This is a genomic window from Rhodospirillales bacterium (assembly GCA_016872535.1).
Taxonomy (GTDB): domain Bacteria; phylum Pseudomonadota; class Alphaproteobacteria; order Rhodospirillales; family 2-12-FULL-67-15; genus 2-12-FULL-67-15.
Map to the genome: position 1 here is coordinate 1 of VGZQ01000022.1, position 23,223 is coordinate 23,223.

The 23,223-nt window shown below is 67.4% G+C and carries 19 protein-coding genes; 7 read left to right on the forward strand and 12 right to left on the reverse strand.

What is annotated here, in order from left to right; all coding sequences use genetic code 11:
- The 4 genes from FJ311_06095 to FJ311_06110 form a co-directional block, all read right to left on the reverse strand.
- The coding region (locus FJ311_06095; protein MBM3951007.1) for an adenylosuccinate synthase at window positions 1-932 on the reverse strand (932 nt) is incomplete at its 3' end.
- 25 nt (window positions 933-957) lie between these two features.
- Complete coding sequence (locus FJ311_06100) at window positions 958-2,178, reverse strand: ATP phosphoribosyltransferase regulatory subunit (protein MBM3951008.1); 1,221 nt, start codon at window positions 2,176-2,178, stop codon at window positions 958-960.
- 40 nt (window positions 2,179-2,218) lie between these two features.
- Window positions 2,219-2,884, reverse strand: coding sequence for a DUF4136 domain-containing protein (locus FJ311_06105; protein MBM3951009.1), 666 nt, complete (start codon window positions 2,882-2,884; stop codon window positions 2,219-2,221).
- 109 nt (window positions 2,885-2,993) lie between these two features.
- Window positions 2,994-4,013 carry a glycosyltransferase gene (locus tag FJ311_06110; protein ID MBM3951010.1) on the reverse strand — a complete coding sequence of 340 codons (1,020 nt, stop codon included), beginning with the start codon at window positions 4,011-4,013 and terminating at the stop codon, window positions 2,994-2,996.
- Window positions 4,014-4,200: 187 nt separating this feature from the next.
- Between FJ311_06110 and FJ311_06115 the strand changes: the two genes are divergently transcribed.
- The 3 genes from FJ311_06115 (at window position 4,201) to FJ311_06125 (ending at window position 6,795) form a co-directional block, all read left to right on the forward strand.
- A complete protein-coding gene (locus tag FJ311_06115) occupies window positions 4,201-4,902 on the forward strand; it encodes a Crp/Fnr family transcriptional regulator (GenBank protein MBM3951011.1) in 702 nt (233 codons plus the stop codon).
- A gap of 107 nt (window positions 4,903-5,009) precedes the next feature.
- Window positions 5,010-5,372 (forward strand): response regulator, encoded by a 363-nt coding sequence (locus tag FJ311_06120; GenBank protein MBM3951012.1) that lies wholly within the window; start codon window positions 5,010-5,012, stop codon window positions 5,370-5,372.
- 25 nt (window positions 5,373-5,397) lie between these two features.
- Window positions 5,398-6,795 carry a PleD family two-component system response regulator gene (locus FJ311_06125; GenBank protein ID MBM3951013.1) on the forward strand — a complete coding sequence of 466 codons (1,398 nt, stop codon included), beginning with the start codon at window positions 5,398-5,400 and terminating at the stop codon, window positions 6,793-6,795.
- Here FJ311_06125 and rpmG read toward each other — a convergent pair.
- The 5 genes from rpmG to dprA form a co-directional block, all read right to left on the reverse strand.
- Complete coding sequence (gene rpmG, locus FJ311_06130; GenBank protein ID MBM3951014.1) at window positions 6,788-6,955, reverse strand: 50S ribosomal protein L33; 168 nt, start codon at window positions 6,953-6,955, stop codon at window positions 6,788-6,790. The two genes, FJ311_06125 and rpmG, sit on opposite strands and share 8 nt — an antisense overlap.
- A gap of 91 nt (window positions 6,956-7,046) precedes the next feature.
- Window positions 7,047-8,609 carry a S41 family peptidase gene (locus tag FJ311_06135; protein MBM3951015.1) on the reverse strand — a complete coding sequence of 521 codons (1,563 nt, stop codon included), beginning with the start codon at window positions 8,607-8,609 and terminating at the stop codon, window positions 7,047-7,049.
- Window positions 8,610-8,640: 31 nt separating this feature from the next.
- The gene (rnr, locus tag FJ311_06140) at window positions 8,641-10,884 is read right to left on the reverse strand and encodes a ribonuclease R (protein MBM3951016.1); all 2,244 of its coding nucleotides are present in this window, start codon (window positions 10,882-10,884) and stop codon (window positions 8,641-8,643) included.
- Window positions 10,885-10,888: 4 nt separating this feature from the next.
- Window positions 10,889-13,588 carry a type I DNA topoisomerase gene (gene topA / locus FJ311_06145; GenBank protein MBM3951017.1) on the reverse strand — a complete coding sequence of 900 codons (2,700 nt, stop codon included), beginning with the start codon at window positions 13,586-13,588 and terminating at the stop codon, window positions 10,889-10,891.
- 51 nt (window positions 13,589-13,639) lie between these two features.
- Window positions 13,640-14,797: a DNA-protecting protein DprA gene (dprA, locus tag FJ311_06150; GenBank protein MBM3951018.1), complete on the reverse strand. Its 1,158-nt coding sequence runs from the start codon at window positions 14,795-14,797 to the stop codon at window positions 13,640-13,642.
- 223 nt (window positions 14,798-15,020) lie between these two features.
- On the opposite strand from dprA, the gene FJ311_06155 reads away from it, so the two are divergent.
- From FJ311_06155 to FJ311_06170, 4 genes are all read left to right on the forward strand, one after another.
- Window positions 15,021-16,205 carry a cyclic nucleotide-binding domain-containing protein gene (locus FJ311_06155; GenBank protein ID MBM3951019.1) on the forward strand — a complete coding sequence of 395 codons (1,185 nt, stop codon included), beginning with the start codon at window positions 15,021-15,023 and terminating at the stop codon, window positions 16,203-16,205.
- An 83-nt stretch (window positions 16,206-16,288) separates the two neighbouring features.
- Window positions 16,289-17,473, forward strand: coding sequence for an HlyD family secretion protein (locus tag FJ311_06160; GenBank protein ID MBM3951020.1), 1,185 nt, complete (start codon window positions 16,289-16,291; stop codon window positions 17,471-17,473).
- Between the two features lie 56 nt (window positions 17,474-17,529).
- Window positions 17,530-19,005, forward strand: coding sequence for a DHA2 family efflux MFS transporter permease subunit (locus FJ311_06165; GenBank protein ID MBM3951021.1), 1,476 nt, complete (start codon window positions 17,530-17,532; stop codon window positions 19,003-19,005).
- Window positions 19,006-19,039: 34 nt separating this feature from the next.
- Window positions 19,040-20,875: a cyclic nucleotide-binding domain-containing protein gene (locus FJ311_06170; protein ID MBM3951022.1), complete on the forward strand. Its 1,836-nt coding sequence runs from the start codon at window positions 19,040-19,042 to the stop codon at window positions 20,873-20,875.
- Between the two features lie 69 nt (window positions 20,876-20,944).
- Here FJ311_06170 and FJ311_06175 read toward each other — a convergent pair whose 3' ends face one another.
- From FJ311_06175 to FJ311_06185, 3 genes are read right to left on the reverse strand one after another with little or no spacing between them, the layout of a single operon-like run.
- Window positions 20,945-21,238: a hypothetical protein gene (locus tag FJ311_06175; protein MBM3951023.1), complete on the reverse strand. Its 294-nt coding sequence runs from the start codon at window positions 21,236-21,238 to the stop codon at window positions 20,945-20,947.
- Window positions 21,239-21,297: 59 nt separating this feature from the next.
- Window positions 21,298-21,891 (reverse strand): glycerol-3-phosphate 1-O-acyltransferase PlsY, encoded by a 594-nt coding sequence (plsY, locus tag FJ311_06180; GenBank protein MBM3951024.1) that lies wholly within the window; start codon window positions 21,889-21,891, stop codon window positions 21,298-21,300.
- Window positions 21,888-23,222 (reverse strand): amidohydrolase family protein, encoded by a 1,335-nt coding sequence (locus tag FJ311_06185; GenBank protein MBM3951025.1) that lies wholly within the window; start codon window positions 23,220-23,222, stop codon window positions 21,888-21,890. Before FJ311_06185 ends, plsY begins: the two co-directional genes overlap by 4 nt.
- Window position 23,223 lies beyond the last annotated feature (1 nt).

A 23,223-nucleotide genomic window follows, 5' to 3' on the forward strand; every position in this document is an offset into this window, starting at 1 on the left:
TCGAACCAGCCGCAGCGCCGCGGGCGGCCGGTAACGGTTCCGAATTCGCGTCCGCGTTCGCCGAGCGTCCGCCCGATCTCGTCGGTCAGCTCGGTCGGGAACGGCCCGCTGCCGACACGGGTGGTATAGGCCTTGGTGATGCCGAGAACGTAGTCGACCGCTCCGGGCCCCTGTCCCGATCCGACCGCCGCTTGGGCGGCCACGGTGTTGGAAGAGGTGACGTAGGGATACGTGCCGTGGTCGATGTCCAGCAAGGTGCCCTGGGCGCCCTCGTACAGGATCCGCTTGCCGGCGCGGCGCAGGTCGTCGAGCCGTTTCCAGACCGTGCCGGCGAACGGCAGCACCTTGGGCGCCACCTCGAGCAGCTCGCGCATCAACACGTCGCGCTTGGCCTCCGGCAGGCCGAGCCCGCGCAGCAGCGCGTTGTGGTGCGCGAGCAGGGAATCGACGCGCGCGCCGAGGAATTCGGGGTCGGCGAGATCGCCGAGCCGGATCGCGCGCCGCGCGACCTTGTCCTCGTAGGCCGGGCCGATGCCGCGGCCGGTGGTGCCGATCTTTCCCGCGCCGGCGGATTTTTCGCGCGCGAGATCGAGCTCGCGGTGCAAGGGCAGGATGAGAGGCGCGTTTTCGGCCACGACCAGGTTGCGCGGCGAAACCTCGACGTTCAGTTTGCGAACCGTCTCGATTTCCGCAAGCAGGGCCCACGGGTCGAGAACCACGCCGTTGCCGATGATGGACAGGCGGCCCTTGCGGACGATGCCGGACGGAAGAAGGCTGAGCTTGTAGGTCACGCCGTCGATGACCAACGTGTGTCCGGCGTTGTGGCCGCCTTGGAAGCGGACGACGACGTCGGCCCGCTCCGAGAGCCAATCCACGATCTTGCCTTTGCCTTCGTCGCCCCATTGGGATCCGACGACCACCACGTTGGCCATGGTTAGGGTTCCTCGTCCATCTGTCTCAGGGTGAGCGTGAAATTTCGACCGGGGCGGACTTGCCGGTATCCCAGATGTGGCCGCAGCCCATCGCTCGGGCCGCCGCGACCGGATCGGCGTCGGCGCCGAGCGCCGCGACCGTCGCCCATCCTTCCCCGCGCAGTCGGCGGGCGACGGCGGCCGAAACGCCGAGCGGCACGTATACCCTCCGTCCGCGATCGGGCCGGGGCAGGGCGGCGAGAAGCGTGTCGGTGAACAACGTCAGTCCGGTCGCCGGCTCGCCGTTCGCCAAGCCGTTCATCGGGTTGCCGCCCGTGCGGTAGCGCCCGCCGCTGCCCAGCTCGCCGCGAACCCCGCCGGCGAAGAAAGTGAAGCCGACGCCGGTATGGTAGCCGAAGCCCCGATTTTCCACCGGGTCCACGGTCAGCGTCACGTGGCCGGCGTCGAGGACGGCGAGCCCGTCGGCGACGCGACCGACGACGTCGATCAGGTCCGCGCGCGCCGCGGCCGCGGCCGGCGGCAGGTCGAGGTCGGCGAGCGCGACGAGCGCATTCGCCGCCGGGCCGGCCGACACGAGCATGCGGCTGAGCGTCTCGCCGAGATTGCCGCCGGGCCCGGCGCCGAGCGAGGGTCCGAGCTCGGCGACGGCGGCGGCGTCCTTGCGGTCGAGCGCCAGGCGCAGCCGGTCGAGCGATACCGGCGCGATCTTGCGCTCGGCAAGAAGGGCCGGCACCAGGGTCGGCATGCCGATGTCGACGCCGAGGCGTTGCACGCCGGCGTCGATCAAGGCCTCGATTCCCATCAGGATGACCTCAACGTCCGCCGCGGCGCTCGCGGCGCCGATCAGTTCGGCGCCGACTTGGCCGAACTGGCGCTCGGGCCGCAACTGGGTACCTTTCACGCGCAGGACTTGGCCGGAGTAGCAGAGGCGCAAGGGCCGTGCCCGGCGTCCGAGCCGGGTCGCGGCGATGCGCGCGACTTGAAGGGTCATGTCCGGGCGCAGCGCCATCATCCGTCGCGATTCCGGGTCCATCAGGCGAAACGTCTGGTCGCCGAGGGCCGCGCCGTTGCCGGCGAGCAGGGTTTCCTCGAACTCGAGCAACGGCGGCTTGACGCGCTCGTAACCGTGCAGCGCGAAGCGATCGATCAGACGACCGACCGCTTCGGCCTCGAACGTCGCGTCGGGAGGAAGCACGTCCCGTATTCCGGCCGGCAATAGGCTCTTGTCCGCGATGTTATCGGTCATGGCGATGGGCCGCCCGCGGCCGCGCGCGCGGCCGAATGGACTATTTCAACTCGAACGGCTGGCGCGTGACCGAACGGCCGACGTTCTGGACGATGGCCGGGATCATGGCCCGGTCAAGCTCGGTCCGGTCGCCGTGGGACAGGTTGGCGATCGCCCATCCCTGCCACAATCGCCGCCCGTTGGTCCGGTCGTCGATGGTGGCGTCGATGCGGTAGGTGCTGGGCGTGGCGATCGACGTACCGCCGCGGCCTTCGTTGAGCAAACCGCCGCTGGCGCTGTCGAACACGTTGACCTTGGCGTGCGCGTATTCGCCGCCGTCGCGTCCGCCCTGGGCCTGCAGCTCCAGAATGGTGCGGCGACCGGAATCCGTCCACACGCCGACTTCGTCGCGGGTGTCGAAACTCAAGATCAGGGACGATTCCTTGGCCACGCCGAATCCCCGCGCGCGCAACGCCTCCTCGATCGCGACCTTGAGCCGCAGGTTGGCGTCGGAGTTGTCGAGGGGACGGACGGCGAAGACCGCGCGTTCGGGCAAGGGCTGGAAGCTGACCGCGTTGACCACGGCGGGTGCCGCTGGGCCGGCACCGCCCGCTTCGGCCGGCGCCTTGTCCTGCGCGAATGCGGCGAAGGACAGCAGGGCCGCACCGACCAGCACGGCGAGGACCGTGGGCCGGGCAAGCGCGCGCGGAAACGCTCCGAATTTCATTGACGGGACTCGCGGGTTCATCGCCGGGGAGTACCGCCAAATCATCATTTCCCGCCCAAGTTCTGTCAACAACTCCTTGCCGATTTTCCGGGCGCGCGCGGCGGCCGTCCTACGCACCGGGGAAAACGGGCAAATCGGGGTGGATGGGCCGGCGGGGCACGTTGTCGACGTCGAATTGCAGGAAGGCAAGCAGCAGCTGAAAGCCGAGAATCACGGGCAGCGCCGCGACCAGGACCGTCCCCGCCGTCGCCGGCACGCCCGACGCGACGCTGGCGCTCCACTGCCAAATTCCGAATCCGACGCCGAACGCAAGCAAGATAAAGGCGCCCGCCAATTCGAGCGAGGCGATGGAAAAGTCCCTGAGATAATAAGTATAGAAAATTCGGAGACAGGCGTTGCGGCAGTGCTTCCAGGCGAACTCGCCGATCACCCGCGAAATGCGAAGGCTGCTCCGCTCGGATCCGTAACGCGCCCGCATCGGCACATCGACAACCGCCGCGCGCAGCACATAGAGATGAAACAGCATGTCGGATTCGAAGAAGTAGGACCGGCTGATCCTGTCCAGCGGCAGCGCGCGGACGACTTGCGCCCGGATCGCCGTGAACCCGTTGGTCGGATCGAACAGGTCCCAGTACCCGCTCGAGAACTTGCTTGCGAACGACAGCGCCAGGTTGCCGATCAGCCGCGGGCGCGGCATCGCCGCGAGCCCGTCGAGATGGTGAAATCGGTTGCCCTTGGCGTAATCCGCGCGGCCCTCGACCAGGGGACGGATCAGGCTCGGGATCAACGCCGGGTCCATCTGGCCGTCGCCGTCCATTTTGACGATGATGTCGGCGCCGGCCGCGAGGGCGCGGCGATACCCGGTGAGAGTCGCGCCGCCGACGCCCTGGTTGGCGTCGTGGGCGACGACCTCGACGCGCGGATCGCGGCAGCGTTCCCGGACCGACCGGCCGGTGCCGTCGGGGCATGCGTCGTCGACCACGACCACGCGGGCGACCTCCGGGCCGATGCGCCCGAGCACGTCGAGAATGTTCTCCGTTTCCCGATAACACGGCACGACCACCGCGACGGTGGGCGGCGGCGCATTCGAGTCCGTTCCGGAGCCGGAAGAAGATACGTTCACGTTAATCGTCCGAATGTCCGCGCCAAGCGCGGGTTGACGGGAAAACCTTAGAATCGGCCTTCCGCGTTGTCATGCGGTATCGTGGCGGGGCGCGGCCTAGTCAAAACCGGGGCGCTACCTTAAAACTAGGGCGTGTGGCGTTGGGGCAGGCCCAGGGGGGCCCGCCGCGCACGGAATTGCGGAAGATCGCGACATGGCGCAGGGGCCCGAACCGGGAACATTGGCGGGAATCGCGTTGCTCAAGGACCTGACGGTCGGCGAACGCCAGCGGGTCGAAAAATTGTGCCGATGGCGGCGCTACGGCGCCGAGGAACAGATCATCGACCGCGAAGGCGACAGCAGCGATCTCTGTTTCGTGGTCGAGGGGCGCGTGCGGGTCGTCAACTATTCCGCCTCGGGACGCGAAATCACGCTCGACGATATCGTCGCCGGCGAGTATTTCGGCGAACTGGCGGCGATCGACGGCCGCCCGCGATCGGCCAACGTCATGTCGCTCACGCCGACGCTGATCGCGACGCTCACGCGCGCGCAGTTCCGCGAGTTGGTGGAAACGCACCCCAAGCTCGGTTACAGCGTGATGGAACGATTGGCCTCCATGGTGCGGCATTCGACCGAGCGCATCATGAATCTCAGCACGCTCGCGGCCAACAACCGCGTGTTCGCCGAACTCCTGCGCGAGGCGCGCGCCAGCATGAGCGGGCCGAACGAGGCCAGCATCTCCCCCATTCCGGTCCACGGCCAGCTGGCGAGCCGGGTCAGCACCACCCGCGAAACGGTTGCCCGGGTGCTCGGCGATTTGACCCGCCAGGGAATCGTGGTGCGGACCAAGAACGCCCTCGTGGTCAAGGACGTGGCCCGGCTCGCCCGCATGGCGGAAACCGTCCGGGGCGAATGACCGGTCGTCGAAATCCCCGGTTTGGCGTTTGACATGATCGCGTCGAATGCGACAATGGCGTTTCGGGCGCGGCCTTTTGTCGCTTCGTCGGTCGGGGACGGTTCGCCATGAAAAAAGTCATGATCGTCGAGGATAACGAGTTGAACATGAAGTTGTTCAACGATTTGTTGCAGGCTCAGGGCTATGAAACCGTCCAAGTCATGGACGGCAAGGATGTCGTGAGGCAGGTCCGCCAGCACCATCCCAACCTCATCATCATGGATATCCAACTTCCCGGCGTTTCGGGCGTCGAGTTGACCAGGCAGATCAAATCCGACCCGGCGCTGAAGGAAATCCCGGTCCTCGCCGTGACCGCGTTCGCGATGAAGGGCGATCAGGACAAAATCATGGAAAGCGGCTGCGACGGCTATTTGTCCAAGCCCATTTCCGTCCCGATTTTCCTGGAAACGGTCGCGAAGTTTTTCGGATAGGGCATGCAACGAGGGTGGCTGGTCGGTGCCGGGTCGAATCCTCGTCGTTGACGATATCGCCGCCAGCGCGCGCATGCTCGCGGCGAAGCTGGTCGCCGAATATTACGATGTGATCGTCGCCGAAGACGGGCCGACCGCCCTGCAAATGGCCAAGGCCAACGACCCGGACGTGATCCTGCTGGACGTCATGATGCCGGGCATGGACGGGTTCGAGGTTTGCCGCCGCCTCAAGCGCGATCCCGACACCGCCCACATCCCGGTGATCATGGTGACGGCGCTCACCGACCCGGCGGAACGGATCCGCGGGCTCGAGGCCGGCGCCGACGATTTCCTGGCGAAACCGGTGGACGACGCCGCGTTGCTGGCGCGGGTCAATTCCACCATCCGGCTCAAGCGCATGGTCGACCAGTGGCGGATGCGCGAGGAAATCACCGCCCGCCTCGGACTTCTCGCGGCGCCGGTGAGCCTGACCGACGATGGTCGCCGGGGGCGAATTTTCATCATCGAAACCAGCCGGACCGAGGGCGATTTCCTGCGCGGCATCCTCGCCGGCGAGCACGCCCACGTCGTGCTCGACGCCGGCGCCGGCGAGGTTCTCCCCCGGATCGTCGCCGCCAATCCGGACGTGATCGTCGTCGGCCTGGCCGTCGACGAGCCGGCGGAATCGTTGCGCCTGGTGTCGCAATGCCGCATGGCGGAAGTCATGCGCTACATCCCGATCGTCCTGATCGGCGGCGAAAACGACGGCGGGCTGTTCAATAAAGGGCTGGAGATCGGCGCCAACGATTACATTCTCCGACCGGTGGACGAAGGCGAATTCAAGGCGCGCATTCGCACCCAGGTCCGCCGCAAGCGGTATCACGACCGGCTGCAGAGCAACTTCATCCAGAACCTGTCGCTCGCGCTGATCGATCCGCTGACCCGGCTGCACAATCGGCGCTATTTTTCGACCCACCTGATTTCGGTCATGCGCCGCGCCGCCGCCAGCGGCAAGCCGGCCTCGCTGCTGATGATCGACATCGACCATTTCAAGCGCATCAACGACACCCACGGCCATCCCGCGGGCGACGCGGTGCTCACCGAAATCGCGGGCATCATCGCGCGCCACGTGCGCGGCTTCGACCTTTTGGCGCGTTACGGCGGCGAGGAATTCGCGGTCGTCATGCCGGATACGACCTCGGACATCGCCGCCGTCGTCGCCGACCGCCTGCGCGAGCGCGTCGCGACGACGACGATCGCCGTGGACGGGGCGGCGGAAAAACTATCGATCACCATCAGTATCGGAATCGCGCAAAGCCGGGCGTCGGGCGACAGCGCCGAGGCGCTGATTCAGCGGGCGGACGCGGCGCTGTACGAGGCCAAGCGCCAGGGCCGCAACCGGGTCGTGGTCGCGGACGGCGGAACCACGCAAAAAATCACTTGATCTTGGCTTCCCGGAACACGACGTGCTTGCGCACCACCGGGTCGTATTTCTTCATTTCGAGCTTTTCGGTCGAGCTGCGGGGGTTCTTGCGCGTCACGTAATAAAAGCCCGTGTCCGCGGTGCTGACCATCTTGATCAAAATGGTGGTGGGTTTGGCCATGGGGTGTGGTCCGTCAATGTCCTGCGCCCCTCTCGGGGGCGGCGCACCTTAACGCCGCCGTTCCGGCTGTCAAGCCGTCCGGCGGGGGCGGTCAACGCCGCGCTTCGGAGGTCGTGGCCGACCGCGCCAGGGCGCGCCGGAACGCCGCCGGCTCGCGCAGCAGACGCGCGGCGACCTCCGGCTCGATCCCGGCGCCTTCGTTGGCTTCCGCCGGGCAGGCGGTGCGCATCGCCTGGCGCCGCTTCTCGTTCGGGGTTCCGGCCTGGCGCCATTTCGCCAAGGTGGCGGCGTCCTTGTCGGCCCGTTTCAGCGCTTGGGCGACGCTTTTTTCGTCGGCCGGGGCGAGCCCGCTGGTGCAGATATTCGGCGTGATACCGAGGCCGTGCAGGACGTAACCGGACGGCGCCACCAGGCGCGACCAGGTCAGCGTGATCTCGCCGTCGTTGGGCAGGCGAATGACGGTTTGCACGGTCCCCTTGCCGTAGGACGTCGTCCCGACGACCAGGGCCCGGTCCCGGTCCTGCAGGGCGGACGCGACGATCTCGGCCGCCGACGCGGATTTTCCGTCCATCAGCACGACGATCGGGCGGCCTTCGAAGATGTCTTCGCCGGTGGCTTCGAAGAACTGCATGCTGTCGGGATGCCGGCCGGAAGTCGAGACGATCCGCCCCTGGGCCAGGAACAGATCCGCGACGCGGGTCGCCTGCTTGAGGATCCCGCCGGGATTGCCGCGCAGATCGAGCACGAGGCCGCGCAACTTGGCGCCGAGATCGCGCTTGCTTTTCAGGACGGCGGTTTCGACCGCGGCCGCCGTTTCCTGATTGAAGTTGGAAATCTTGACATGCAGCACGTCGTCGCGGACCTGGGTCGTGACGGTCGCCGGCACGATGTGGGCGCGCTCGATCGAAAACCGAAGCGGCGCTTGCTCGCCCTCGCGTTCGACCGTGAGACGCACGCGGCTGTGGACGGGACCGCGCAGGTGCTTGGAGATTTCGGCGTTGTCCATGCCGGCGACGGGCAAATCGCCGATATGGGTGATGCGGTCGTTCTTGCGGACGCCGGCGCGATCCGCCGGCGTGTCGGGCAGGACGCTGGTGACGCGCACGGCGCCGTCGAGGATGTTGAAGCGCAGGCCGATGCCGCCGTAGCCGTCGCGCCGCGCCCGGTTGCGCGAGGCCTCCTCCGCGCCGGCGTAGCGCGAATAGACGTCGAGCCGGGCCAGCGCGCCGTCGAACACCGCTTCGTAGATTTTCTCCGCGTCGGCCGCGGCCATGTCGGCGGAATGAGCCCGCGCCGCCACCGCCATTCCCGTCGCCAGCCGCGCCCACGATTGCGGATCGTCGGTGGTCGGCAGCGGCATGGAGGCGACGATCCCGCCGCTGGCCAGAATCGCGACGGTGTCCCCCTTGCGCGTGACGGTCATGGCGGGATCGATGGCGCCGAACCCGCGCAGGCCGTCGAGGGTCAGTTTTTCGACCGCCACCGGTTCGATGTAGCGCGCCGCGATGCCGGAAAAGCCGACCGTGAACACTTCCTCGGCCGTCTCGGGGGAAAACGGCGCGGGCGGGCGCGGCCCGGTGCCGGCGCAACCGGCGAGCAGGGCCACGGCCGCGAACGCGGCCAGGCGGCGGGACGGGCGACGCCAATGGAACATTTTGTAATTGTGCGCCTTTTTCGGTGCCGCGTCAGCCCCCTCGGCGCGGCCGCCGGTGGCCGCCCGAACCCGGCCGGCGCGGCCCGCGGTCGCCCCAGGGGCGCCGGGAATCGCGCCCGTCCGTCTCTTCGTGCCCGTCGAGCGCGAAGATGATTCCGCCGCTGACCGGATCGGCTTCGCGCAACCGCACCCTGAGCCGGTCGCCCAAGCGGAATTCCCGCCCGCTGCGCTGGCCCTTGAGGCGGTGGCGGCGTTCGTCGAAAACGTAGCGCTCGGGGCCGAGCAGCGACATGGGCAGCAGCCCGTCGGCGCCGGTGTCGTCGAGGGCCACGAACAGGCCGGCGCGGGTCACGCCGCGCACCTTGCCGGCGAAACTCGCGCCCACCCGTTCGGCAAGATGCGCGGCGGTCAGGCGATCGACCGCGTCGCGCTCGGCCTCCGCCGCGCGCCGCTCGGTCATCGACAGATGCTCGCCCATGCGGCGGAAATCGCGGTGCGCGTCCTCGAGGCCGCCCTCGCCGAGCCTGAGGCCGCGGATCAGCGCGCGGTGGACCAGCACGTCCGAATAGCGGCGGATCGGCGAGGTGAAGTGGCAGTAGCGCACCAGGCCGAGGCCGAAGTGGCCGATGTTCTCGGGCGCGTATTCGGCCTGGGCCTGGGAACGCAGCACCACCTCGTTGACGATGTGGGCGTGCGGCGTGCGCCGGGCTTTTTCCAGGATGATGTTGAAATGCGCCGGGCGCAATACCTGGCCACGCACCAGCCTGAGCCCGATGGTGTCGAGGAATTCGCGCAGCGCGTCGAGCTTTTCGCGCGTCGGCTCGTCGTGGATACGGTACATGCTCGGTTGGCGCATGCGTTCGAGGGTTTCGGCGGCGGCGACGTTGGCGGCGATCATGAAATCCTCGATCAGCCGGTGGCTGTCGTAGCGCTCGCGCAGCTCGACCCGGACGATGCGCCCGTCGTCGTCGAGCACCACGCGGCGCTCGGGCACGTCGAGTTCGAGGACACCCCGCTCGGCGCGCGCCTTGGCGAGGGCCCGGTAGGCGCCGTACAGCGGCCGGATCAGGGCGTCGAGCAGCGGCGCGGTGGTTTCGTCCGGCATGCCGTCATGGGCTTGCTGGACCTGCTCGTAGGTGAGGCGCGCGGCGGAACGCATCATGGCGCGCGCAAAACGGTGCCGGAGCGGCACGCCTTCGCCGTCGATCCAGATGCGCGCGGCGAGGCATGGCCTGTCTTCGCCGGGCTTCAGCGAGCACCAGCCGTTGGACAAGGCCTCGGGCAGCATCGGCACCACCCGGTCGGGAAAATAAACGGAATTGCCGCGCTCGTAGGCGGCGTCGTCGAGGGCGCCGCCGGGGCGTACGTACCAGGCGACGTCGGCGATGGCCACCACCAGCACCCAGCCGCCCGGATTGGCGGGGTCGTCGTCGGGCGCCGCCCACACCGCGTCGTCGAAATCGCGCGCGTCCGCGCCGTCGATGGTCACCAGCGGAAGGTCGCGCAAGTCCTCGCGCCCGTCGAGCGGCGCGGGACCGGCGGCCTTGGCCTCGGCCAGCGCGTTGGCCGAAAACGCCTCGGGGATGCCGAGCTCGGCGACGGCGAGCGCGCTCGCCGATTTCGGCCCGCCGTAGGGGCCGAGCCGCTCGACCACGCGCGCCTGGCGCGGGCCGAGGCGGCGGGTGGGGAAGGCCTCGGCCACCACCACCTCGCCCGCGCCGGCGCCGCGCAAGTCGCGGCTTTCGACCAGGAAGTCGTGCTTGTCGCGCCGGTCGACCGAATGGATCCAGCGCCGGCCGTCGCGTTCGCGCACCACGCCGACGATGCGCGCGGGCGCGTGGGCGAGGCGGCGGATGACGCGCGCCGTGTAATCGCCGTCGGCCTCGCGCGAGAGGCGCGCCAGCACCTTGTCGCCGCGCCCGAGCGCGGGGCGCATGGCGCGATCCTCGGCGACGCGCACGCGGGGCGGCGCGCTCGCGCCCGCCCAGGCGACCGGCTCGGCCATCAGTTCGCCGTCCGCGTCGGTGCCGGTGACCACCAGCACCGCCGTTTCCGGCAGGCGGCCGGGATCGACGTAGCGGCGGCGGTGGCGTTCGAGTTGGCCCTCGCCCTCCAGGTCCTTCAGGACCTGGCGCAATTCGCTCTTCTGGCGGGAATCGAGGCGGAACGCGCGCGCGATTTCGCGCTTGCCGATGCGGCCGGTGCTTGCGCGAACGAAGCGCAGGATGTCCTCGCGGCTGGGAAACGGCGCGGGAGTCTTCGGCGGTTTGGCCAACGGGTTACGACGCGAGCGCGCCGGATTTCTTGCTCGCCGCCTTGCGCGCGGCCTTGGGCGGGACCGAGGTCGCGGGAGCGCCCCTGTTGGGACGCCTGCGCCCGCGCCCGAAGGCGGTTCCGGTCGGCGTCTTGCCGCGCTCGGCCAGCAGCGCGATCGCCTGGTCGAGATCGATGGTCTTGATGTCCACTCCCTTGGGCAGGTTGGCGCGGGTCTTGCCGTGCTGGGTATAGGCGCCGAAGCGCCCGCGCCGCACGATCACCGGCAGGCCGTCGTCGGGATGGGTGCCGAGAGTGCGCGCCGACGAACGCTGAGCGGCCTCGGCCAGGAGCGTGACCGCGCGATTGGCGCCGATGGTCAGCACGTCGTCCTCGCCCTTGAGCGAGACGTAATGGCCGTGATGGCGGATGTAGGGACCGAAGCGGCCGATCGCCGCCTCGATCGGCTCGTTGGTGTCGGGATGGCGGCAGACCTCGCGCGGCAGGCTGAGGAGCTGCAGCGCGCGGTCGAGGTCGACGCTCGCGGGCGAAACGCCCTTCGGCAGCGACTGGCGCTTGGGTTTGGGCGCGGCGCTCTTGCCCTTCTTTTCGCCCTTGGTCGCGGCTTTCTTCTCGGCGGCGGGGGTTTCGCCGAGCTGCACGTAGAACCCATAGGGCCCCTTGCGCAGCGTGACCGGCTCGCCGCTCGCCGGGTCGCGGCCGAGCAGCTTCGGTCCTTGCGCCGCCGTCGCGTGCTCGCCGTCGCTTTCGCCGTTGCCGTTCTGCACCGCGAGCGGGCGGGTGTGGCGGCAGTCGGGGTAGTTGGAACAGCCGATGAAGGCGCCGAAGCGCCCGAGCTTCAAGGTCAGCCGTCCGTTGGCGCAGGCCGGGCAGGCGCGCGGATCCTTGCCGTCCGCGCGCGGCGGGAAGAAATGCGGCCCGAGCGAGGCGTCGAGCGCGTCCAGCACCTGCGACACGCGCAATTCGCGGGTGCCCTCGACCGCCTTGCTGAATTCGTTCCAGAAATCGCGCAGCACCGTCTTCCAGTCGATCCGGCCGCCGGAGATGTCGTCGAGCTTTTCCTCGAGGCCGGCGGTGAAGCCGTATTCGACGTAATGGTCGAAGAAGCTGGACAGGAACGCGGTGACCAGGCGGCCGCGATCCTCGGGGATGAAGCGCTTGCGCTCCAGGCGGACGTAGTTGCGGTCCTGCAGGACCGACAGGATCGAGGCGTAGGTCGAGGGACGGCCGATGCCGAGTTCTTCCAGCTTCTTGACCAGGCTCGCCTCGGTGTAGCGGGGCGGCGGTTGGGTGAAATGCTGCTCGGCGGCGCACGAGCCGAGCTGGGCGGCGGCGCCTTCCTTGAGCGGCGGCAGGCGCCGTTCGGTGTCGTCGTCGGCGGACACGGGGGAGACGCCGTTGGTCTCGTTGTCGTCGCGGTCCTCGTGGTAGAGCCGGTAGAAGCCGTCGAAGGCGAAGGTCGAGCCGGTGGCGCGCAAGATGGTCTTGCCGTCGGCGCCGGCGATGTCGGCGGCGACCTGGTCGAGGACCGCGGCTTCCATCTGGCTCGCCAGCGTGCGCTTCCAGATCAGGGTGTAGAGCCTGAGCTGGTCGGCGTCCAGGAAGCGGGCGAGGCTGTCCGGCCGGCGGCCGAGGTCGGTCGGGCGGATCGCTTCGTGCGCCTCCTGGGCGTTGGCGGCGCGACTCTTATATATACGCGGCGCGTCGGGCACGTATTGGCGGCCGTAATCGCGCTCGATCAGGTTGCGGCAGGCGCGGATCGCCTCGTCGGCCATCTGCACGCCGTCGGTCCGCATGTAGGTGATGAGGCCGACCGTCTCGCCGCCGAGGGAGACGCCCTCGTAGAGCGATTGCGCGATCTGCATGGTGCGCTTGGCGCCGAGATTGAGCTTGCGCGAGGCTTCCTGCTGCAGGGTCGAGGTGATGAAGGGCGGCGGCGGGTTGCGCCGCTGCTGCTTGCGCTCGACGGCGGCGACCGCGTAGCGGCCGGATTCGACGGCGCGGCGCGCGGCCTCGGCCTTCGCCTTGTCGGCCAGCGCGAACTTGTCGAGCCTGGCGCCGTCGAGGTGGGTGAGGAACGCGGTGAACGGCTCTCCCGCGGGGGTGCGGAATTCGGCGGCGACGGTCCAGTATTCGCGCGGCACGAACTTTTCGATTTCCAGCTCGCGCTCGCAGATCAGGCGCAACGCGACCGATTGCACCCGCCCGGCGGAACGCGAACCGGGGAGCTTGCGCCACAGCACCGGCGACAGCGTGAACCCGACCAGGTAATCGAGGGCGCGGCGGGCGAGATAGGCGTCGACCAGCTCGCGGTCGAGCGCGCGGGTGTGCTCGAACGCGGCCTTGACCGCGCTCTGGGTGATTTCGTTGAAGACGACGCGGTGGACCTCGACGCCCTCCAGCGCCTTCTTGTTCTTCAGCACCTCGCGCACGTGCCAGGAAATCGCCTCGCCCTCGCGGTCGGGGTCGGTGGCGAGGTAGAGGCGTTTCGCGCCCTTGAGCGCGCTGGCGATCTCCTGCAGGCGCTTTTGGGCGCGGCCGTCCACCTCCCAGTCCATGGCGAAATCGTCCTCGGGCCGGACCGAGCCGTCCTTGGAGGGCAGATCGCGCACATGGCCGTAGCTGGCGAGAACCTTGTAGCCGGACCCGAGGTATTTGTTGATCGTCTTGGCCTTGGCCGGCGATTCGACGACGACGACGTCCATACGTTTTTCTGTCCGGCTTCTGCCGGCAACTCCGTTGTTGTTGACTTCGTTTCAAGCCCCCCGCAGGCGCGAAACCTGATTGCCGGGATGGCGTTCCAGTCGTCCCGCCAGTTCCAATTCGAGCAGAACGGTCAGCACGACGGCAGGGGAGAATTGGCAGCTACGGATGATTTCGTCAACCGGCAGGGGCGTAAAGCCCAGATTTTCAACGATTATTTTTTGCGCCGCCGCCAGCTCGGCCTCGCCGTGATCGACATTAACCATGTCGCGCGCGGCGAACGGCTGGGCGGGCTCGTCGATCTGCCGATCGGCGAAATGCGCGAGGTGCTGGATCACGTCGGCCGCCGATTCCGTCAGCACCGCGCCCTGGCGGATGAGGCCGTTGGTGCCCTGCGCGCGCGGATCGCCCGGCGCGCCCGGCACCGCGAACACCTCGCGTCCCTGATCGAGGGCGAAGCGCGCGGTGATCAGCGAGCCCGACTGCGGGCTGGCCTCGACCACCACCACGCCGCGCGCGATTCCGGAAATGATCCGGTTGCGGCGCGGAAAATGGCGCGCGAGCGGTTGCGTGCCGCACGCCATTTCCGAAACGATCGCGCCGTGCGCGCGGATTTTGTCGTGGAGCGCGGCGTTCTCCGGCGGATAGACCACGTCGACGCCGCCGCCCTGCACCGCGACGGTGCCGGTTTGAAGCGCGCCCTCGTGCGCGGCGGCGTCGATGCCGCGCGCGAGGCCCGACACGACGACGTACGCGGCGCGCCCGAGATCGGAGGCCAAGGCGCGCGCGAAACGCCGTCCGCCGAGGGTGGCGTTGCGCGCGCCGACCACGGCGACCGCCTTGCGCCGCAGGAGCGCGCGATGGCCGAGCACGGCGAGCAAGGGCGGCGCGTCCTCGACGTGGGCGAGCAGCGGCGGATAGTCCGGCTCGCCGACGGCGACGGTACTGCCGCCCAGCTTGGCGAGGGTCTCCAGTTCCCCTTCGGCCTCGGCCTCGGGATAGAGGGCGGGCGCCGATCCGCCGCCGCGCTTGGCGAGATCGGGCAGGCGCTCGAGCGCCCTGGCGGCGGAGCCGAACCGCTCGAGCAGGCGGAAAAAAGTGACCGGGCCGATCCGCTCGGAGCGGATCAGGCGCAGCCAATCCCGCTTTTCCGCCGCCGCCAAGACCCGGCTTCGTCCGCCGCCGGACCCGCCCGGCGCCTGATTCGCCATTCGCCAACTCCCGGAATTGCACCATCATAGTTCATGATTTGTTCTTTTTCAAGGGGGTTGTTGAGCCCCCTCGTCTCACCCCCTGGCCTCGAAGTTGTCCGCAGCTCTTCATCCCGCGCTGCGATTATGACCGTCGGGCAATGATTATGACCGCTGGGAACGGCTAAACCTCGGCCTGAGAGTGTGAGAAGATGCGATATGAGATCGGTGCACTCGGGGGAGCATGTCTTCATCCAGCAACGAGGTCCACGACGGTTCGACCAAGACTTTGCGTCTCGGCACGGCGACGAGCGTGGCGGAGCGGGAAGCATGCTACCGGCTCCGCTATCGTGTCTCCGTTGAGGAGATGGGCAAGCAACTGGGTGCGGCCGATCATGCGCGCAAGCTGTTGACGGACGATTTCGACCGCCTCGGCACGATTTTCTACGTCGCCAACGACGCTGAGATCGTCGCCACCCTGCGCAACCTCTGGGCCGCGCAGGCGGTGCCGGAGATTCACGTGGCGCATTACGGCCTGAACACGCTATTCGCGCGCGTGCCGCGCGAACAGATCGTGTTCACTGGTCATCTGATAATCGCCCCTGAGTGGCGACAGACGAAGGCCTTCGCTTATTTGCTCGAAGCGGCCTACCGCGATGGGCGCGACAAGGGCGCCTGGCTCGACTTCGTACATTGCACGCCGGCGCTGGTCGCGCTGTACGAGGTCATGGGATTTCGCCGGTTCAAACCGAACATCGCCGATCCGGACGTGGGATTGAGGATTCCCGTGGCCCTGGTGGCGGACGATGTCGAACACTTGAAGCGCACGCGTTCTCCACTCGCCCGTTTCGCCGCCGATTACGCCAACGATTCCGAGCACGGTCGTTGGTTCACCTCTACGTTCGTCGAGTACGCCCAGCCGAGTTGCGCGCGGGTGATGGGAACCGACGACTTTTTGAGTTATCTGACCGACCACATCTATATGAAGGACCACCCGCTGCTGCGCGGGCTTGAACCGGACGAAGTGGATCATGTCGTGCGATCGGGAACCATCATCCGTGTCCGCGAAGGGGAGGCCATCGTGCGCGCGGGCGATGCCGGCAGCGAAATGTACACGCTGCTGTCCGGAGCGGCCGAGGTCCGCCGAACGGCCGGTAATGGTTCTTTCGTCGTTTTGTCGACCCTTGGCAGGGGCCAAGTCTTCGGCGAGATGGCGCTCTTGCGCCGGCAGCCGCGCACGGCCGACGTGATCGCGATTGGCGACAGCGAATTACTGATGTTGGATCGCGATTTCTTTGAACGGCTAACGGCGTCGAAGCCGGCGGTGGCGGCGCGGGTGCTATGGAATCTTTCTATTACGCTGTGTGAACGCCTCGACATGACCACGGGCAGTTTGCTTGCGGCGGTGGGTCAGCGTGCCGTTTCCTGACGAGGGTCGTCGATGGGGGCAAGGACTATGACGTATGCGCGGTCGACTGTCCGGCGGTCTGAAGGGTGAACGGGGAAGAACGAATGACTCCGCAGAAAACCGAACCATCGCCCGATCCCAGTGAACCGGCGTTACCGCCGCCGAACCCACTCGACCGCCCCGAACCGAGCGGCCGCACGCGCAACGTGCGGCGCATTCTGCTCGCCCTCGGCCCGATCATCGTCGCCGCCGCGGCCGGATATGCATATTTCACGAGCGGACGCTACGTCAGCACCGACAATGCGTACGTCAAAGCCGACAAAGTGGTGATTTCGGCGGAGGTTTCCGGCGTGATCCTCGAAGTCCTGGTGCGTGAAAATCAGCGCGTGGCCAAAGGCGACGTATTGTTCCACATCGATGATCGCACTTACCGCATCGCGCTTGCTGAGGCCGACGCGCGGTTGGCCAGGGTGCGCGACGAAATCGCCGGCTTCAAAGCGGCTTACCGGCAAAAACAGGAGGAATTGAGGCTGGCGCAAGCGAACGCGACCTTTGCTGGCAACGAGGTCCAGCGCCAGTCGAAGTTGCTGGCGACCCATGCGACCTCGCAGAAAAAGCTTGAAGATGTCCGCCATGATCTCGACGTGGCGCGCCAACGCATCCGCATCGCCGAGCAGGAGTTGGAGCAGATTCTGACCCAGTTGAGTGGCGATCCAGAGGCCGCCGTCGAGGTCGATCCGCGTTATCAAGCCGCCAGGGCGACCCGCGAGCGTATGGCCCTCGATCTCGAGCGCACCGTCGTCCGCGCTCCCTTCGCCGGGGTAACCCGGAATATCCCGGAGCCGGGCCGGTACGTCGGCGGTGGCGGCCCACTCGGCTCGCTGGCGATGAGCATCGTCGCTGATCGAGGCGTTTGGATCGAGGCTAATTTCAAGGAAACGGACCTGACCCACGTCCGGCCCGGGCTGCCGGCGACGATCCGTGTCGACACGTACCCCGACCGTGAATGGCGGGGCGTAGTTGAGAGTATCAGTCCGGCGACGGGCGCCGAGTTTTCGGTCATCCCACCGCAGAACGCGACTGGCAACTGGGTCAAGGTCGTGCAGCGAATCCCGGTGCGCGTCTCGATCGGGGCGAACGGACCCGAGCCGGTGCTGCGCGCCGGGATGAGCGCCATCGTCGAGATCGACACCGGGGTTTCCCGCGCGCTCCCGAATTTCCTGGCGACGGCGTTGCGCTGGTCCTCCGCATCGCGCACGACGCGGGCGGCCACCGTGCAGGAGCGTTGACGGTGCCTGTTGCCAGGCGCTCCACCCTCGACCGCGGCCTCATCACGGCCTCGATCATGCTGACGACGATCATGCCGTTGCTGGACACCACCATCGCGAACGTGGCTCTCCCGTCGATGCAGGGAAACCTGTCGGCGACTCGCGACCAGATCAACTGGGTCCTGACGTCCTACATCGTTGCCACCGCGATCATGACCGCCCCGGCCGGAGCGCTGGCCGCGCGGCTCGGGCGCAGGCGCGTGTTCGTCGTCGCGGTGGTGGGGTTCACCGTCGCCTCGATGCTGTGCGGAGCGGCCTCGTCGCTGGTCGAACTCGTGCTCTTCCGCGTCCTGCAAGGTGGGTTCGGGGCCGCGCTGGTACCGCTGTCGCAGGCCGTATTGCTCGATACCTATCCGCGCGAAAAGCACGCCTCGGCTATGGCGGTGTGGGGACTCGGGGTCATGGTGGGTCCGATCCTCGGGCCAACGCTCGGCGGCTACATCACGGAGTTCTACGACTGGCGTTGGATTTTCTACATCAATCTGCCCCTCGGAATTCTGGCGCTGCTCGGAATTCTGGCGTTCGTGCCCGAGACGCCTCGTCATGCGGCCGGCAGCTTCGATTATTTTGGTTTCATCGCCCTGTGCGTCGCCATTGGCGCGCTGCAGTTGATGCTTGACCGCGGCGAGTCGCAGGACTGGTTCGCATCAACCGAAATCGTCGTCGAAGCGGTCGCCGCCGCGCTGTTCCTCTACATGTTTCTGGTCCACATGTTCACGACGCGCCATCCCTTTCTCGAACCGGGCCTGTTCTGGGACCGCAATTTTGCTTTTGGTTTGATCTTGGTTTTCGTGGTCGGCGTCGTGCATCTCGGAACGCTCGTCCTGCTGCCGCCATTTTTGCAGAATCTGATGGGCTTTCCGGCTCTGACCACGGGGTACGTCATTGCCCCGCGCGGCCTCGGCACCATGGTTGGCTTAATTCTCGTCAGCCGCGCGGCCCGAAAGATCGACGGGCGGCTTCTAATTCTGTTCGGCATGATCTTCAATGCCTTCTCCCTGTGGGAACTATCAGGCTTCACCGCCGAGGTGCCCGTCATGACCATCGTCTGGACCGGCTTCGTCCAGGGGTTGGGGTTGGGCTTTGTCTTTGTGCCGCTCAGCACCATGGCTTTTGCGACATTGGCGCCACGCTACCGAACCGAGGGCACGGCGATGTTCAGCCTGATGCGCAACATCGGCGGTAGCATCGGAATTTCGGTCGTGGTCACTTTATTGACGCAGGACATCCAGGTCGCGCACATGGAGATCGCCAACGGCCTGACGCCCTTCCACGCCGCGTTGCACGGGCCGTGGCTTCCGGGAACGTGGGATTGGCGCACCGCGGCCGGCGTCGCCGCGCTCGACGGCGAGGTGACGCGCCAGGCGGCGACCATCGCCTTCCTCAACGACTTCACCCTCTTGATGTGGCTGGCGGTTCTGTCCACGCCGCTGTTGTTGCTGGTCCCGAAAGCCAAGCCCCAGAAGACCGCGACGGCTTTTGTCGAGGATTGAGCCCCCGGCAATCCCTCCGCGCACGAAATCGCAAATGCAACACAACGCGATCGAACGGCTGTTGCGAACGGACCTTCTGGCCGGCGTTCCGGAAAACCTCTTGCGCGCGCTCGACCCGCCTCCCCAGTTGATTTCCATTCGGACCGGGGACACGTTGATCGAGCAAGGACGGCAGGGAGATGCCTTTTATCTGCTGGTTCACGGCCGGTTGCGGGCCTTCGTCGCCGGCAAGGACGGCATGTCACGGCGCGTCGGCGATGTTCTGCCCGGCGAGGGAGTGGGCGAAATGTCGCTGCTGACGAACGATCTGACTGCCGCGACGGTTCGCGCCACGCACGATTGCGAGCTCGTGCGCTTCTCGCGCGAATCCTACAAGCAGTTGATGGAATCGTCGCCTGCGGCCGCGCTCCAGGTCGCCCGGATGGTGATTAAGCGCCTGCGCAAGGGATTGAGCGAACAGCGACGGACGCTCCCCTACCGAGTGATCGCCATTCTGCCTCGGGACGACCGAATCGACGTAATCCGGTTCGCGGAAATGCTGCGGGGACAACTTGCGAATTTCGCGCCGGCGATCATTTGCGCCGCGCGCGAGGCAACGGCTCACGAGTCTGAGGGCGAGGTAGCCCTCTACTTGGCGGATCATGAATCGACGGAGTGGACGCAGTTTTGCCTTCGGCAGGCGGACCTGGTGCTCGTCGTGAGCGCGGTCAACGGCGATTCCGGGCTGAACGAAGCCGAGAAGACGCTTCTTGCCCGCATGGATCCCGATCTCGCGCCCCGGTGCGATCTCGTTCTACTGCATCCTGAACAATGGCGGCTGCCATGCGACACCCGACGCTGGCTGCAGGCGCGGACTCCCAGGGAGCACCATCATGTCCGCGCATGGCTCGATGACGATTTCGCTCGTTTGGCGCGGCTTTTGACCGGCAACGCCGTCAATGTCGTTCTCGGCGGTGGCGGCGCGCGAGGATTCGCGCAGATCGGCGTTCTCAAAGCCCTGCGCGAAGCCGGCGTGCCCATTGACCGAATCTGCGGGACGAGCATGGGATCGATCATCGGCGCGCTCTATGCGGTTGGGCACTCGCTTGACGATGTCGCGCGCATCAGCCACGAAATATGGGTCAAAGGGAGACCACTCTCCGACTACACCTTTCCCGCCCTGGCGATCATCCGGGGCCGGCGGCTTCACAATATGATTAAGAACGCCCTGCGCGGTTGGGACGTGGAAGATACGCCGATCCCGTTCTTTTGCGTTTCCGTGAACCTCACGACGGCCGACCTTGTTCTTCACGACCGGGGTTCCTTGTGGGAGGGCGTGAGAGCCAGCATATCGATTCCGGGGATTGGCCCGCCGCTGTTCCGGAACGGCCACATGTTGGTTGACGGCGGCATTCTCAACAATTTGCCGGTCGATCTGGCGCGCGAACGCCACGAGGGGAGCTTGATCGCCATCGACGTATCGCGGCAAAGCGCGATGCAAGTGCCGGAGGATATCGACCAGGTACCTTCGGGCTGGAGGGTTCTCTGGCGCAGGCTGAATCCGTTTCGCCAATCGCTCGACGTGCCCCGAATCTTCGAAATTCTCGTGCGCGCCGCCACGCTGAGCAGCAACCGCCTAAGCAAGCGCGCTAAAGAGATGGCGGACGTTCTCTTCGTACCGCCGATCGAGCAATTCGCCATCTTCGGCTTCGACGCCATGCCCGAGATCGTGGAGATCGGCTACGCCTATGCGGTTGAGCGCCTTCGGGGCGATCTCGACGATCGCATCGCCCGTCACATCGACCCGGCGTGGCGGTCGGCGGCCACGATCCCAACCGGAGAGGGTCATCTTCCAGCGGGGATCGGCGAAGACATGCGCGATCCGGCGTAAACGCGGAACGTTCCCGTCCCTCGCGCACTCATGGACGAAGCCCCTATCGGCCGGGGCGGGAGTCTAGGATTAGGACTTATTCGCCTCAGAATTTGTCGCGGCTTTTTTAGCCGTCGACTTCTTTTTCTTCTTGGCCGCTTTTTTCGGGCTGTCGCTTTTAGCCTTGGCGGCGGCCTTTCCCTTCGTTTCCGATTTCTTTTTCGCCTTGGCGGTGGTCTTGGCTTTGGCCTTGGCGGGCGGGGCGGTGTCCTGGGCCTGGGCGAACAGCGTCGGTGCGCTGGACTGCGCGTTGGCCGCGTCGGCGGCGAAACCGAAGGCAAAGGCGAGGGCGGCGGCACAGAGGATGGCGGCGAAGTTTTTCATGGGAACTGTTCCTTGCACGATACGGTGACGTCATCCACGTTGCGCCCGGCGTTTCGAGATCATTTGCCGATGCGCGGTTCTTCGCCCTTGAGCAAGCGGCGAATATTTTGGCGATGGCGGACGAAGGCGAGCACGCCGAGGGCGGCGGCCAGCGCCGCGCCCGCCCGGTCGCCCATGAGATAGGCGTACAGCGGCGCGAGACCGAGGGCCGCCAGCGCCGCGAGCGAGGAAAAGCGAAACAACGCCGCGACCGCGAGCCAAGTGGCGCAGGCGGCGATCCCGACCGGCCAGGCGACGGCGATCAGGGTGCCGAGGCTGGTCGCCACTCCCTTGCCGCCCTTGAAGCGGAGCCAGACCGGAAAATTGTGCCCGATGACGGCGGCGAAGCCGGCGACGAGCGCCGCCTCGCGCCCGAAAAGCGCGAGCGCCGCGAGCGCGGCGACCGCGCCCTTGGCGCCGTCGAGAATCAGCGTCGCGGCGGCGAGGCCCTTGCGCCCGGTGCGCAGCACGTTGGTCGCGCCGATGTTGCCGGAACCGACGCGGCGGATGTCGCCCACGCCGGCAAATCTGGTCAGCACCAGGCCGAACGGAATCGAACCGAGCAGGTAGCCGCCGGCCGCGGCGAGCGCGATCGCGCCGGTTGCCGCCGTCATCGGCGGTCGCTTTCTGCGGCGAATACCGCGCGGCCGTCGACGTAGGTGGCGACCGCGCGGCCCTGCACGGCGCGGCCGTCGAAAGGCGAGTTCTTGGACTTGGAATGGAGCTTGTCCGCGTCCACCTGCCAGGCGCGCTCGGGATCGAACAGGACGAAATCGGCGGGACGTCCCGCCGCCAACTCGCCGGCGGCGAGGCGCATCAACTTGGCCGGGGCGGCGGTGACGAGCCGGAGGGCGTCGAGCATCGCGAGCTCGCGGTTGTGGACCAGTTCGAGGGTGATCGGCAGCAGGGTTTCGAGCCCGATGCCGCCGAAGGCCGCCTGCGGGAAGGGCAGCCGCTTGACCTCTTCGTCCTCGGGAATGTGGTCGGAGGCGACGGCGTCGATGGTCCCGTCCTTGAGCGCGGCGACGACGGCGCGGCGGTCGTCCTCGCTCCGGAGCGGCGGCGACAGCTTGGCGAAGGTGCGGTAGTCGCCGACATCGGCCTCGGTCAGCGCGAAGTAGGGCGGCGCGGTGTCGCAGGTGATCTTGAGGCCGCGGTCCTTGGCGCGGCGGATGGCGGCGAGCGATTCGGCGGTCGAAACGTGGGCGAAGTGCAGCCGCGCGCCGGTCATCTCGGCCAGCCGAATGTCGCGCTCGACCATGATCGCCTCGGCCGCGGCCGGAATGCCGGAAAGCCCGAGCCGGGTCGCCCGCGCGCCGGCGTTCATGGCGCCGCCCTGGGCGAGCGCCGGTTCCTCGGCGTGCTGGACGATCAGGAGATCGAAGCTGGAGGCGTAGGCGAGCGCGTTCTTCATCACCCGCGCGTTGGCGACGGCGTTGAGGCCGTCGGTGAAGGCGAGCGCGCCGGCCTCGGCCAAGAGGCCCATTTCCGCGAGCTCGACGCCCTTGGCGCCCTTGGTCGCGGCGCCGTAGACGTAGGCCTTGCTCATGCCGACTTTGCGCGCGCGGCGGGCGATGAATTCGGCGACCGACATGTCGTCGATCACCGGCGTGGTGTTGGGCAGGCACACCAGGCTGGTGACGCCGCCGGCGACCGCCGCGTGGCCCAGCGAATCGAGCGTTTCCTTGTGTTCCTCCCCCGGTTCGCCGGAAAGAACGCGCATGTCGACCAGCCCGGGCGCGAGACAGAGCCCGCGGCAATCGACCTCGGCCGCGCCCTCGGGGACGCGCCATCGGGCGCCGTCGCGGAAGAGATCCTTGCCGATCGCGGCGATCTTCTCGCCCTCGACCAAAAGGCCGCCCAGGGCGTCGAGCCCGCTCGCCGGATCGAGCAGGCGCGCGTTGACGTAGGCGGTCGGGCGCGAGGGGCTCGGGTGTTTCGGCATG

Excerpts from the sequence above, each read along its gene's own strand:
- FJ311_06100 (MBM3951008.1), bottom strand. The coding sequence starts at position 2,178 with ATGACCGATAACATCGCGGACAAGAGCCTATTGCCGGCCGGAATACGG.
- FJ311_06105 (MBM3951009.1), bottom strand. The coding sequence starts at position 2,884 with ATGAAATTCGGAGCGTTTCCGCGCGCGCTTGCCCGGCCCACGGTCCTC.
- FJ311_06115 (MBM3951011.1), top strand. The coding sequence starts at position 4,201 with ATGGCGCAGGGGCCCGAACCGGGAACATTGGCGGGAATCGCGTTGCTC.
- FJ311_06120 (MBM3951012.1), top strand. The coding sequence starts at position 5,010 with ATGAAAAAAGTCATGATCGTCGAGGATAACGAGTTGAACATGAAGTTG.
- rpmG (MBM3951014.1), bottom strand. The coding sequence starts at position 6,955 with ATGGCCAAACCCACCACCATTTTGATCAAGATGGTCAGCACCGCGGAC.
- FJ311_06135 (MBM3951015.1), bottom strand. The coding sequence starts at position 8,609 with ATGTTCCATTGGCGTCGCCCGTCCCGCCGCCTGGCCGCGTTCGCGGCC.
- topA (MBM3951017.1), bottom strand. The coding sequence starts at position 13,588 with ATGGACGTCGTCGTCGTCGAATCGCCGGCCAAGGCCAAGACGATCAAC.
- dprA (MBM3951018.1), bottom strand. The coding sequence starts at position 14,797 with ATGGCGAATCAGGCGCCGGGCGGGTCCGGCGGCGGACGAAGCCGGGTC.
- FJ311_06155 (MBM3951019.1), top strand. The coding sequence starts at position 15,021 with ATGTCTTCATCCAGCAACGAGGTCCACGACGGTTCGACCAAGACTTTG.
- FJ311_06160 (MBM3951020.1), top strand. The coding sequence starts at position 16,289 with ATGACTCCGCAGAAAACCGAACCATCGCCCGATCCCAGTGAACCGGCG.
- FJ311_06165 (MBM3951021.1), top strand. The coding sequence starts at position 17,530 with ATGCTGACGACGATCATGCCGTTGCTGGACACCACCATCGCGAACGTG.
- FJ311_06170 (MBM3951022.1), top strand. The coding sequence starts at position 19,040 with ATGCAACACAACGCGATCGAACGGCTGTTGCGAACGGACCTTCTGGCC.
- FJ311_06175 (MBM3951023.1), bottom strand. The coding sequence starts at position 21,238 with ATGAAAAACTTCGCCGCCATCCTCTGTGCCGCCGCCCTCGCCTTTGCC.
- plsY (MBM3951024.1), bottom strand. The coding sequence starts at position 21,891 with ATGACGGCGGCAACCGGCGCGATCGCGCTCGCCGCGGCCGGCGGCTAC.
- FJ311_06185 (MBM3951025.1), bottom strand. The coding sequence starts at position 23,222 with ATGCCGAAACACCCGAGCCCCTCGCGCCCGACCGCCTACGTCAACGCG.